The organism is Mycobacterium sp. IDUB_39 (genome assembly GCF_055419205.1).
Window position 1 is genome coordinate 892766 of the sequence record NZ_JBVAXF010000002.1, and the last position, 12441, is coordinate 905206.

At 66.6% G+C, this 12441-nt stretch carries 12 protein-coding genes; 10 read left to right on the plus strand and 2 right to left on the minus strand.

The annotated features are described in order from the left end of the window. Position 1 precedes the first annotated feature (1 nt). The 7 genes from ACZY0X_RS10410 (at position 2) to ACZY0X_RS10440 (ending at position 7405) form a co-directional block, all read left to right on the plus strand. On the plus strand, positions 2–1504 hold the full coding sequence (locus ACZY0X_RS10410) for an MCE family protein (protein WP_463770024.1): 1503 nt from the start codon (positions 2–4) through the stop codon (positions 1502–1504). Further along, positions 1468–2136, plus strand: a complete 669-nt coding sequence (locus ACZY0X_RS10415) for an Mce protein (RefSeq protein WP_463770026.1) — start codon at positions 1468–1470, stop codon at positions 2134–2136. The genes ACZY0X_RS10410 and ACZY0X_RS10415 overlap by 37 nt, the downstream gene beginning before the upstream one ends. Then, on the plus strand, positions 2133–2753 hold the full coding sequence (locus ACZY0X_RS10420; RefSeq protein ID WP_463770028.1) for a hypothetical protein: 621 nt from the start codon (positions 2133–2135) through the stop codon (positions 2751–2753). The genes ACZY0X_RS10415 and ACZY0X_RS10420 overlap by 4 nt, the downstream gene beginning before the upstream one ends. A gap of 4 nt (positions 2754–2757) precedes the next feature. Beyond that, on the plus strand, positions 2758–3660 hold the full coding sequence (locus tag ACZY0X_RS10425) for an alpha/beta fold hydrolase (protein WP_463770029.1): 903 nt from the start codon (positions 2758–2760) through the stop codon (positions 3658–3660). Positions 3661–3668: 8 nt separating this feature from the next. Further along, on the plus strand, positions 3669–4949 hold the full coding sequence (locus tag ACZY0X_RS10430; RefSeq protein ID WP_463770031.1) for a DUF1298 domain-containing protein: 1281 nt from the start codon (positions 3669–3671) through the stop codon (positions 4947–4949). Positions 4950–5021: 72 nt separating this feature from the next. Next, entirely contained in the window at positions 5022–5555 is a 534-nt protein-coding gene (locus ACZY0X_RS10435) for a DoxX family protein (RefSeq protein WP_463770033.1), read from the plus strand. Between the two features lie 113 nt (positions 5556–5668). Next, a complete protein-coding gene (locus ACZY0X_RS10440; protein ID WP_463770035.1) occupies positions 5669–7405 on the plus strand; it encodes a DUF3556 domain-containing protein in 1737 nt (578 codons plus the stop codon). Here ACZY0X_RS10440 and ACZY0X_RS10445 read toward each other — a convergent pair. Beyond that, positions 7395–8192: a FadR/GntR family transcriptional regulator gene (locus ACZY0X_RS10445; protein WP_463770037.1), complete on the minus strand. Its 798-nt coding sequence runs from the start codon at positions 8190–8192 to the stop codon at positions 7395–7397. The two genes, ACZY0X_RS10440 and ACZY0X_RS10445, sit on opposite strands and share 11 nt — an antisense overlap. A gap of 215 nt (positions 8193–8407) precedes the next feature. On the opposite strand from ACZY0X_RS10445, the gene ACZY0X_RS10450 reads away from it, so the two are divergent. From ACZY0X_RS10450 to ACZY0X_RS10460, 3 genes are read left to right on the plus strand one after another with little or no spacing between them, the layout of a single operon-like run. Continuing rightward, a complete protein-coding gene (locus tag ACZY0X_RS10450) occupies positions 8408–9553 on the plus strand; it encodes a thiolase family protein (RefSeq protein WP_463770039.1) in 1146 nt (381 codons plus the stop codon). Next, positions 9550–10353: a crotonase/enoyl-CoA hydratase family protein gene (locus tag ACZY0X_RS10455; RefSeq protein ID WP_463770041.1), complete on the plus strand. Its 804-nt coding sequence runs from the start codon at positions 9550–9552 to the stop codon at positions 10351–10353. Before ACZY0X_RS10450 ends, ACZY0X_RS10455 begins: the two co-directional genes overlap by 4 nt. 20 nt (positions 10354–10373) lie before the next feature. Continuing rightward, on the plus strand, positions 10374–11516 hold the full coding sequence (locus tag ACZY0X_RS10460; RefSeq protein WP_241405519.1) for an acyl-CoA dehydrogenase family protein: 1143 nt from the start codon (positions 10374–10376) through the stop codon (positions 11514–11516). 157 nt (positions 11517–11673) lie between these two features. Here ACZY0X_RS10460 and ACZY0X_RS10465 read toward each other — a convergent pair whose 3' ends face one another. Beyond that, the gene (locus ACZY0X_RS10465) at positions 11674–12420 is read right to left on the minus strand and encodes a fasciclin domain-containing protein (RefSeq protein ID WP_463770616.1); all 747 of its coding nucleotides are present in this window, start codon (positions 12418–12420) and stop codon (positions 11674–11676) included. Positions 12421–12441: the final 21 nt, after the last annotated feature.

The following is a 12441-nucleotide window of genomic DNA, read 5'->3' on the forward strand; positions in this document are numbered from 1 at the left end:
CATGCGCATGACACGGCAAATCCTCATCCAGATGGCGATCTTCGCCGTCATCGCGACCACGGCACTGGTGATCATGGTCTTGGTGTACATGCGGTTGCCTGCTCTCCTCGGCGTCGGCCAGTACCGTGTCACCCTGCAGTTGCCCGAGACGGGTGGGTTGTACCCACGGGGCAATGTCACCTACCGCGGCGTGGAGGTCGGCGAGGTGAAGAGCGTCAAGCTGACCGACACCGGTGTCGTGGCGGAGCTGTCTCTGAACTCTGACGTCGAGATTCCCGCCGACCTCGACGCCGAGGTGCACAGCGTGTCCTCCATCGGCGAGCAGTTCGTGCAGCTGCTGCCCCGCAGCGGCGAGGGTCCGGTATTGAAGGACGGTGACGTGATCCCGATGGATCGCGCCACGGTCCCGACCGATATCAACACGGTCCTGGACGCCACGAACCGTGGCCTGGAGGCGATCCCGCGCGACAACCTGCAGACCGTGGTGGACGAGGCGTACGTCGCGGTCGGCGGGCTCGGGCCGGAGCTGCGACGGCTGGTCACGGGAAGCACCACTCTGGCCATCGACGCCCGCAAGAACCTCGACTCCCTCATCACGCTGATCGACCAGTCCAAGCCGGTGCTGGACACCCAGACCGACACAGCGGGGTCGATCCAGGCGTGGGCGGCGAATCTGGCGAGTATCAGCGGCCAGCTGCAGAGCCAGGATCCGGCCGTGGCGGGGATTCTGGCCAAGGGCCCTGGGGCCGCCGAGGAGGTGCGTGCCCTGTTCGATCGGCTGCGTCCCACACTGCCGATCGTGCTGGCCAACCTCGTCAGCGTCGGGGAGGTGGCCGTCACCTACCAGCCGAGCCTCGAACAGTTGCTGGTTCTGCTGCCTCAGGGGACTGCAGTCACGCAGGCCGTCGGCGTGCACAAGCGGAACACGAAGCAGGACTACAAGGGCGACGCCTTGCTGTTCAACCTTAATCTGGCGATTCCTCTTCTGCCGGCCCCGATACCGCTGCCGCCGCAGCAGTTGCCGCCGCCGTGCACGACTGGATTCCTGCCCGCCCAGCAGCAGCGGGTGCCCACCTTCGAGGACTATCCCGACCGACCGCCGGGTGATGTCTACTGTCGAGTGCCGCAGGATGCTCCGTTCAACGTGCGCGGCGCCCGCAACCTGCCTTGCATCACCGCGCCAGGCAAACGTGCCCCGACGTGGCAGCAGTGCGAGAGCAGCGAGCAGTACGTGCCGCTCAATGACGGCTACAACTGGAAGGGTGATCCCAATGCGACACTGTCGGGACAGGACATCCCGCATGTGCCCCCGGCGGTGTCACCTGCGGAAGAAGCGCCACCACGGGGTCCGGTGCCGCCGCCGATAGCGGCCGCCGAATACGATCCCGCCAGCGGCACGTACGTTGGACCGGACGGGCACGTGTACACACAGTCCAATCTGGCCCGCAATGCCACAGAGGAGCAAACATGGCAGACGATGCTGCTGCCCCCGCCAGGGAGCTGAGCAAGCCTGCAAGCGAGCCGGCCGAACCGGCTGAGAAACTCGACGACACTGTGGAGCAGTCCGGAACTGAGATTCCCGGCGCGCCCGACGACACCGGCGACGAGGCGGAGACCGACCGCGCTGAAGGCGCGACCGCGCCACGCGCACCGATGTCCCACGTCCGGCTCGCCATGATCGCCGGGCTGGTCGCGGTGATCGCGCTGGCCGGGTTGAGTGGCTGGCTCGGCTTCCGCGCGTACGAGTCGCGCCAGGTCGCCGATCAGCGGCAGGTGTTCCTCCAGGTCGGGCGCCAGGGTGCGCTGAACCTCACCACCATTGACTTTCAGAACGTCGACGCCGACGTCGCGCGGATCCTCGATTCGGCGACCGGCACGTTCTACGACGACTTCCAGCAGCGCTCGCAGCCGTTCGCCGAAGTGGTCCGGCAGGTGAAGTCCAAGTCGGTCGGCAAGGTCACCGAGGCCGGATTGGAGTCCGAGACATCGGAGGGTGCACAGGTACTCGTTGCGGTGACTGTCAACACCACTGTCGAGGGCCAGCCCGAGCAGGCGCCGCGGGCGTGGCGGATGCGGATCACGGTGGAGAAGACCGCCGAGGACGTGAAGGTGTCCAACGTGGAGTTCGTGCCGTGACCGACAACGATCAGGAGAAGACGACGGTGGCCTCCGAGCCGAAGAGCGGCGCGGTCGAACTCGATGAGACGACGGCCGCCGAGACGACGACCGCTGATGCCGACGACACGTCGCCACAGGAACCCGCACGGCGCATCAACTGGACCCGCGTCCTCGCGTACGGCATTCTGCCGGGCCTCGCGCTGATCCTGGCGCTGGGCGCGGGCTACCTGAAGTTCGTCGACAACTCGGTGCGCAACGGCGATATCGCTCGCGTCGAGTCGATGCAGGTGGCCAAGGACAGCACCACCGCGCTGCTGTCGTACACGCCCGACAAGGTCGACCAGCAGCTTGGTGATGCGCAGAACCTTCTCACCGGTGAGTTCAAGAACTCCTACAGCGAACTCATCAACGACGTCGTCATTCCCGGGGCCAAGGAACAGCAGATCTCGGCCGTCGCGACGGTGCCTGCGGCGGCGTCGGTCTCGGCAGAGTCGAACCGCGCTGTGGTTCTGGTGTTCGTCAACCAGACCGTGGTCATCGGGTCCTCGGCGCCGACCGATACGGCGTCCAGCGTGCGGGTCACGTTGGACAAGGTCGGCGACAAGTGGCTGATCTCCGCGTTCGACCCGGTCTAGTCGCATGACCGGGGTCCGCACGGTCGACGTCGCGACACCGGACGTCGACCTCAAGGTTCTGATCTGGGGGCCCGAGGACGGCCCGATGGCTTTGTGCCTGCACGGTTTTCCCGATACCGCACGCGGCTGGCGCAAGGTCGCACCCGCGCTCGTCGACGCCGGCTACCGGGTGGTCGCTCCCTACCTGCGGGGCTACGCGCCGTCGTCGACCTCCGCCGACGGGAGCTATCACGTCGGCGCACTCATGGCCGATGCGCTCGCAGTGCGCGAGGCGGTTGGTGCAACAGCGCGAGACGTCGTCATCGGTCATGACTGGGGTGCGATCGCGGCCACCGGGCTGGCGGCGATGCCCGACAGTCCCTTCGCGAAGGCCGTCATCATGTCGGTGCCGCCCTCGTCGTCGTTTCGGGGACCGGGCAAGGTGCCGCCTGACGCGGGCCGGCTGATCGCGCAGATCCCGCGTCAGCTGCTGCGCAGCTGGTACATCGCCTACAACCAACTGCCTTGGCTGCCTGACCGTTCCGCGTCGTGGATGATCCCGCGACTGTGGCGCCAGTGGTCGCCCGGCTACGACGCGACCGAGGACGTCGCCCTGGTGACTGCGGCCATTGGGGCCCCGGCCAATTGGCGCGCCGCTCTTGCCTACTACCGCCAGACCGTCCGCAACAGCAAGCCGCCGCAGCGTTACGCCGAACTGCACCGGCACTGGCTGTCGGCGCCGAGGCTGCCGACGCTGTATCTGCACGGCACCGACGATGGTTGTGCCTCATCGGATTACACGCACTGGGTGCAGAAGGGGCTGCCCGAGGGCAGTCGCACAGCCCTGGTCGAGGACGCCGGGCACTTCCTGCAACTCGAACAGCCCGACGTCGTCGCCCGCCACATCCTCGACTTCGTCGCAACCTGACGTCGCGTATGCCACGACTGACGGCGGTCGATGCGCAGACGTTCTGGATGTCGGCCAAGATCCCCAACGACACCGTTCTGCTGTACGGGTTCGCCGGCGTGCCGGACGATCTGGATCACGCACTGGAGCAGGTGCGTGAGCGGGCGCGCGGCTGCTCCGAACTCAGCGTGCGCATCGACGACACGAGCCGGCTGGCCTATCCGAGCTGGGTCGAATGCGGTGTCGACCCGGCACAGGTCGAGGTCTGTGATCTCGAGGACTCGACGTGGGCCGGATGCCTGAGCGCGGTCAGCCTGCTCGTCGATGACCAGCTCGACGCGCGGCGGGTCGCCTGGCGGTTGGTCGTGTTCGTCGGTGTGGACGGTGTACCCGGTGTCCCCACTGCCAGTGGGCCGGGCACCGTGGCCGTGCTGCAGATATCGCACGCGCTCGGTGGCGGGGGGCGCACATCGCACTCCGCGGCAATCATGTTCGGCCGGAACGCCTCGATGCCCGAGGTGACGCCGTTCTCGACGAGCATGGCCGCCATGCCGCTGCTGGGTTTCCGTGCGGCCCGTGCGCACCGTCAGCTCGTCGCCGACACCGAGGCGGGGTTGGTCCCTCCGCCCGCGCGCGCCTGCCCCGTGCTGCGGACCAACGCGCGCCCCGCCGGAGCACGTGGCATGGCGACGGCGGTCGCCAGGCGGGCCGATCTCAGCGGCCCGACCGTCACGGTGTCCGCACTGGTCGCAATCTCGACGGCACTGTCGGCGCAGCTGCGCGACCTCGGCGAGGACCCGTCGACGCTGGGCGCCGAGTTGATGATGGCCAAGGCGCTGCCTCGACGGGCGTACAACCACTTCGGCACGGCCGGTGTCGGCCTCTACCCGGACCTGACCACCGGGGAGCGGGGGACGCGGATCGCCGCCGACATCGCCGCACGCCGTCAACGCGGCGCCCATCCCGCGATGCGAGCCGCGGATATCGCGTTCGCCGCGACGCCCGCACCCCTGTTGCGCTGGGGGACAGGACAGTTCAACCCCGACGTGCAACTGGCCGAGGTGACCGGCAACACCGTCGTCTCCAGCGTGAACGGGGGAGCCGCCGACTTCGCGTTCGGTGGCGTGCCGGTCTCTCTCATCGCTGCATTCCCGGGATTGTCACCGATGATGGGACTGACGCACTGCGTATCGGGAATCGGCGACACGATATCGGTCGCCGTGTGCGCCGCCGAGTCCGCGCTTGGCGACTTCCCGGCTGGCCTGGACTCCTACGTCGCACGTCTTGAGCAGGCGCTCGGCGGGACCTAGCGCTGCGCGCCGGTGTGCGCAAAGCGGGATGGGGCTGGGCATCGGCTTAACAGATGGCCTAGATTCTGTAGCGTGACTGCCTACGACTCTGCTGCTGATTTCGCGCTCCTCGCGCTACGCGTGGTACTCGGCCTGACCATGGCCGCACACGGATACAACAAGTTCTTCGGCGGTGGCCGGATCCCCGGCACCGCCGGCTGGTTCGACAGCATCGGCATGAAGCCGGGCCTGTTCCACGCGCGAATCGCCGCCACCACCGAGATCACCGCAGGACTCGGCCTGGCACTCGGCCTGCTCACACCCGTGCCCGCCGCCGGCTTCGTCGCGCTGATGCTGGTCGCTGCGTGGACCGTGCACCGCAAGAACGGCTTCTTCATCGTCAAGGAGGGCTGGGAGTACAACCTGATCCTCGCGGTCGCTGCCGTCGCCATCGCCGGGACCGGTGCGGGCAAGTACAGCCTGGATCACCTGCTGTTCTCCGGTACCGACTTCTACCACTTCCTGCACGGCTGGTGCGGCCTGCTCATCGCCGTGGTGCTCGGCCTGCTGGGTGGCATCGGCCAGCTCGTCATCTTCTTCCGTCCGCCGGTCGCAAAGGACGCCTAGTTCCCTCGCCCCAGCGCCGCCGAAACTGCGGGGAGATCGCCGAAATCCGTGAAATCGCGATCTGACCGCAGTTTCGGCGTTGCTCGGCTAGAACACGTTCTAGTCTTGCGCCCATGGGTTTTCTGAAGCAGAACACGCCCGTTGTGGACTACGAGTCCTGGAGCAAGGGCACACGGGCCGAGAAGATCGTTCCGATGGCCAGGCACTGGGCCGAGGTCGGCTTCGGAACGCCCGTCGTGCTGCACCTGTTCTACGTGGTGAAGATCCTGGCCTACATCCTGGTGGCGTGGCTGATCGTGCTGAGCACCACCGGCATCGACGGCTTCACCAACGTGGCCTCCTGGTACGCCGAACCGATCGTCTTCCAGAAGGTCGTGTTCTACACGCTGCTGTTCGAGGTCGTCGGGCTGGGCTGCGGGTTCGGGCCGCTCAACAACCGGTTCTTCCCGCCCATGGGTTCGATGCTGTACTGGTTGCGGCCCAATACGATTCGGCTCCCACCCTGGCCAAACCGAGTGCCGTTCACCAGCGGCGACGCGCGTGGTCCGGTCGACGTGGTGCTCTACGCGGCCCTGCTGGTGGTCCTGGTTATCGCGCTCTTCTCCGATGGCACTGGCCCCATCCCCGAACTCGGCACCGAGATCGGCGTGCTGCCGGTCTGGCAGACCGCGACCATTCTGGGCATCCTGGCCGTGGCCGGTCTGCGCGACAAGGTGATCTTCCTGGCCGCACGCGGTGAGGTGTACGCCGCGCTGGCGGTGTGCTTCCTGCTCGGTGGCGCGGACATCATCATCGCGGCCAAGCTCGTCTGCCTGGTCATCTGGATCGGTGCCGCGACGTCCAAGCTCAACAAGCACTTCCCGTTCGTCATCTCGACGATGATGAGCAACAACCCGGTGTTCCGGCCGCCGTGGATCAAGCGCAAGTTCTTCGAGAGCTTTCCCGACGACCTGCGGCCCGGCCGGCTGTCGCGCTTCGTCGCGCACTTCAGCACGGCCATCGAGGGTCTGGTCCCGTTGGTGCTGTTCTTCTCCCACGGTGGCTGGCCGACGGCGATCGCCGCATTCGTCATGCTGTGCTTCCACTTCGGCATCCTGTCGTCGATCCCGATGGGGGTCCCGCTGGAGTGGAACGTCTTCATGATGTTCAGCGTGCTGGCGCTGTTCGTCGGGCACGCCGGGATCGGTCTTGGCGACCTACAGAGCCCGTGGCCGATAGTGCTGTTCGTCGTGGTCGCCGGCACGGTGGTGCTGGGGAACCTATTTCCACGCAAGGTCTCCTTCCTGCCCGGCATGCGCTACTACGCGGGCAACTGGGACACCACGCTGTGGTGCCTCAAGCCGTCAGCCGAACAGAAGATCGCCGACGGCATCGTGGCGATTGCGAGCATGCCCGCCGCGCAGATGGAGAAGTTCTACGGCAGCAGGGAGACGGCCGAGATGTACCAGTACATGGGGTACGCGTTCCGCGCCTTCAACACCCACGGCCGAGCGATGTTCACCCTGGCCCACCGGGCGATGGCGGGTCAGAACGAGGCCGACTACACGCTCACCGACGGAGAGCGGATCTGCAGCACGGCGATCGGCTGGAACTTCGGTGACGGGCATATGAGCAACGAGCAGCTGATCGCCGCCCTGCAGAAGCGGTGCAACTTCGAGCCCGGCGAGGTGCGCGTGCTGATACTGGACGCGCAACCGATTCACAAGCAGCAGCAGGAGTACCGCCTCGTCGACGCCGCGACGGGCGAGTTCGAACGCGGTATCGTCCGCGTCGCCGACATGGTGACTCGCCAACCGTGGGATGACACGGTGCCGGTGCAGGTGACCTGGACGCGAACGCCTATCGCATGACGTCGCGGACCTTGACGTCCTCGAGTCCCTGCAACGACAGCTCTCGTGACACGTCAACGTGCTTGCGCCAGTGCGCCTCGGCCGCGGCGCCGTCGCCCGAGCGCAACAACCGCAGCAGACGCCCATAGGACCGCATCAGCTTGTCGTAGTCCGCCTTCGACACCGGGCGGCCTTCCTTGAAGGCGAACTCGGTGTGGCGCACGGTGATCTCATGCAGCATGCCCGCGATGATCGCGAGCGTGGTGTTGCCCGACAACTCCACAAGGCGACGATGAAAATCGCCCGTTGTCTGGGCCAGCCGATCGGACTGCCAGCCGGCGGGGATGTGTTCGGCCACCATCGTCTCGAGCTCGTCGAAAGCCTCCGGCGATCCGGATTCGGCAAGCAGCCGCACGGCCAGGGGTTCGATGCCTGCCCGTGCGGCGATGAGGTCGGCAATGGTGGCGCCCGACAACTCGAGCAGCAGACCGGCGGGCCGCGCGACGATCTCCGGCCCCGGCACCCGCACCCGGGCGCCGGTGCGGGAACCGCGACGCACCTCGACCAGGCGCTCGGACTCGAGCACCCGGACCGCCTCGCGCAGGGTCGGTCGGCTGACGCCGAAGTGCGCCATCAGCTCGGCCTCATTGGGGAGGAAGTCGCCGTCGGTGAGCTGGCCGTCCACCACCATGCGGCGTAGCGTTCCGGCGACGAGTTCGGCAGTCTTCGGGGACCGGATTGGCGCGCCGCTGCGGTGCGCCGCATTGTCCGGACCCATCATTGGTGCCAGCGGCGTGTTGGAAGCCAATGGTTCTCCTGTGTCCCACCGCGCGGAGCGCGCGGCCAGCTAGTCAACTCAGTAAAACATGTGCGGGCCCTTGTCCATGCATGGAAGATCTAGCTGAGCCTGCCAATACCCCTACCAACCAGTAGGTTGACCTAGTAAACCTACTGATCTACCTTCGGTGATGATCGGATCGGGTGTGCTCCCACGCCGCCAACACACTTCGAAGGAGAAGTTCCATGGCTGAAGCCGTCATCGTCGAGGCCGTAAGGTCGCCAGTCGGAAAGCGCAACGGCGCGCTGTCGGGCGTCCATCCCGGCGAGCTGTCCGCCCAGGTCCTCAACGGTCTGGTCCAGCGAGCCGGTATCGACCCCGCCCTTGTCGACGACGTCATCTGGGGCTGCGTCATGCAGGCCGGCGAGCAGGCACTCGACATTGCGCGTACCGCGGTGCTCGCCGCGGGTTGGCCCGAGTCCGTGCCCGGTGTCACCGTCGACCGCCAGTGTGGTTCGAGTCAGCAGTCGGTGCACTTCGCCGCGGCCGGTGTCGTCGCGGGTCATTACGACGTCGTTGTCGCCGGTGGTGTGGAGTCGATGTCCCGCACCCCGATGGGCGCGTCACTGGCCAGCGGTGGGCATCCGTACCCCGAGGCCTTCCGTGCCCGCTACACGCAAACCCCGAACCAGGGCACCGGCGCCGAGATGATCGCGCAGCAGTGGGGTCTCAGCCGCACCGAGTTGGACCAGTTCTCGCTCGACTCGCATGAGAAGGCAGCTGCCGCACAGGATTCCGGTGCCTTCGACGATCAGATCGTGGCAATCAAGGACCAGGATGGAAATCCTGTCCTCCAAGACGGGGGCATCCGTCGCGGTGGCACCATCGAGTCCATGGCCGGCATCAAGCCCGCCTTCAAGGAAGACGGTGTGATCCACGCGGGTAACAGCTCGCAGATCTCCGACGGCTCGGCGGCACTGCTGTTCATGTCGGCGGAGAAGGCGAAGTCGTTGGGGCTCAAGCCACTCGCCAAGGTGCACACCGCGGTGCTTGCGGGTGCGGATCCGGTGATCATGCTGACCGCGCCGATCCCGGCGACGCAGAAGGCGATCAAGCGCTCCGGTCTGTCGCTCGACGACATCGGTGTCTTCGAGGTCAACGAGGCGTTCGCGCCGGTGCCGCTGGCCTGGCTCAAGGACATCGGTGCCGATGAGAAGAAGCTGAACCCTAACGGCGGCGCGATCGCTCTGGGGCACCCGCTCGGCGGATCCGGTGCCCGCATCATGACCACGATGCTCTACCACATGCGGGACAAGGGAATTCAGTACGGCCTGCAGACCATGTGTGAGGGTGGCGGCCAGGCCAACGCGACGATCCTCGAGCTGCTGTGACCGAGACTCAGCAGGAGGCCCCGGCCGCTCTCACCGAGCGGCGGGGCAACGTCCTGATCATCACCATCAACCGTCCCGACGCCCGCAATGCCATCAACGCCGCGGTGAGCACCGCCGTCGGTGATGCACTGGCGGCAGCCCAGGCGGATCCGGACGTGCGGGTTGTCGTCCTGACCGGCGCGGGGGACAAGTCGTTCTGCGCAGGCGCCGATCTGAAGGCGATCTCGCGGGGCGAGAACCTCTTTCACCCCGAGCATCCGGAGTACGGCTTCGCGGGTTACGTCAGTCATTTCATCGACAAGCCGACGATCGCGGCCGTCAACGGCACCGCGCTCGGCGGCGGCACCGAGCTGGCGCTGGCCAGCGATCTGGTGGTCGCCGAGGAGCGGGCGAAGTTCGGCCTGCCCGAGGTCAAGCGGGGGCTCATCGCCGCTGCGGGTGGCGTGTTCCGCATCGTCGACCAGTTGCCGCGCAAGGTGGGCCTCGAAATGATTCTCACCGGTGAGCCGCTCAGCTCGGCCGACGCGTTGCGGTGGGGTCTGATCAATCAGGTGGTGCCCGACGGCACGGTGGTCGATGCCGCGGTGGCGCTGGCCGAGCGCATCGCGGGCAACGCACCGCTGGCAGTGCAGGCCAGCAAGCGGGTGGCCCACGGCGTCGATGACGGTGTGATCACCGGCGACAAGGCTGGCTGGGACCGCACGATGCGGGAGATGAAGGTCGTGTTCCGCTCCGAGGACGCCATGGAGGGGCCGCTGGCCTTCGCGCAGAAGCGTCAGCCGGTCTGGAAAGCCAAGTAAGCGAGAGGAAGACGAGAATGATGAAGAGACTGGTCTTCGAAGAGGAGCACGAGCAGCTGCGGGAGACCGCACGGCAGTTCCTGGAGAAGGAGTGCGCGCCCAACGTCGAGAAGTGGGAGAGCGAGCGCCTCGTCGACCGCGAATCCTACGTCGCGGCAGGCAAGTACGGCCTGATCGGCTTCAACCTGCCGGAGAAGTTCGGTGGCGGCGGATCCGACGACTTCCGGTTCAACGCCGTGATCGTCGAGGAATTCGCCAAGTTCGGTGCCGCCACACCGGGGCTGAGCCTGCAGAACGACATCGTTGGGCCCTACTTCGTGAACCTGGCCAATGACGAGCAGCAGGCACGGTGGCTGCCCGGCTACATCACGGGTGAGCTGATCGGAGCGGTCGCGATGACCGAGCCGGGCGCAGGTAGCGATCTGGCGGGCATCAAGACCTCGGCTGTGCGCGATGGTGACGACTGGATCCTCAACGGGTCCAAGACGTTCATCTCCGCGGGTATCAACTCCGACCTGGTGGTCGTGGTGGCTCGCACCGATCCCGAGGCCGGCCACAAGGGCTTCTCACTGCTCGTCGTCGAGCGCGGCATGGAGGGCTTCACCCGCGGCCGCAAGCTGGACAAGATGGGCCTGCACGCCGCAGACACCGCCGAGCTGCACTTCGAGAACGTGCGCGTGCCGAACGCGAACCTGCTTGGCGAGGAGGGCAGGGGTTTCTACCACCTGATGACCAACCTCCCGTCCGAGCGGCTCTCCATCGCGATCGCCGCGATCGCCGGCGCCCGCGCGACGTTCGCCGAGACCCTGCAGTACGTCAAGGACCGCAAGGCGTTCGGACAGCCGATCGGCAGCTTCCAGCACAATCGGTTCGTGATGGCCGAGTTGGACACCGAACTGGAGATCGGCGAGCAGTACATCGACCGGTGCCTGCGCGCCGCGGTTGACGGCGATCTGACGGCTGTGCAGGCGTCCAAGGCCAAGTGGTGGTGCACCGAGCTCAACAAGCGCGTCGTCGACGCCTGCGTGCAGCTGCACGGTGGCTACGGCTACATGAACGAGTACAAGGTGGCCCGCGACTACGTCGATGTCCGCATCCAGACGATCTTCGGCGGCACCACCGAGATCATGAAGGAGATCATCGGCAAGGACCTAGGGCTCTAACCGGCTCTACGGTTTCTCCGACTTCGCGAGATTGAAATCTCGTAAGAGAAGTACGAGAGACCACTTGTGTGGCTTCAATCTCGCGGTGGAGTTCACCGGAAAGACCAACAAAAGCGGCTCGGGACATCAGTCCCGAGCCGCTTTTGTTGGTGTTGGCTCAGCCCTCGGCTGGGGCCTCAGCAGCGGCCGGGGCCTCCGCAGCAGGCTGCGGAACCGGCTCGGTGGTGGCCGTCGCACTCGTCGTCGCGGTGGTCGACGTCGCCGTCGCGGTGAGGGCCTCCGGCGGTGCGGCCGGATCGAGCACGGTATCGATGATGTAGATCCGGGCGTTGCTGGCCTGGATGCCGCCGCAGATCACCTTGGCGGTGTCGTTGACCTTGATGTCGCCGTCCTTGCCGGTGACCTTGATCTCCTCACCCTGCTGGGTGGGGCGCTGACCCTTGACCTCGCCCGGACCGAGGAGGCCGAGGAACACGTGGTAGTAGTCCAGCGACGTCAGCGCGGCCGGATCGGCCTTCAGCGCGTCGAGCTGACCGGGCTCGAGCTTCTCGAAGGCGGCGTTGGTCGGCGCGAACACGACATACGGGCCGTTCTCGAGCACGGGCACGATGTTCACCTCGGGGTTCAGACCGCCGGAGATCGCGGACGTGAAGGTGCTCAGCGACGGGATCTTGGCCAGCGCCTGACCGACGGGCAGAACGTCGAGCTGCGCCAGGCTGGTGCCTGCGGTGGACAGCTCCTTGCGCAGCGGGTCGCAGTCACCCTGCGGGTCCGGCGGCGGCTTGACCGCGACGGGCTCCGTGGGCGGCGGATCGGCCTGGGCGGTGACTGCCAGTGGCAGTGAGATGGCCAGTGCGGCGATCGCGGCGGAAAGCCCCACGACCTTGCTGCTACGAGACTTCAACATAGATTCCTCAGCTCATAC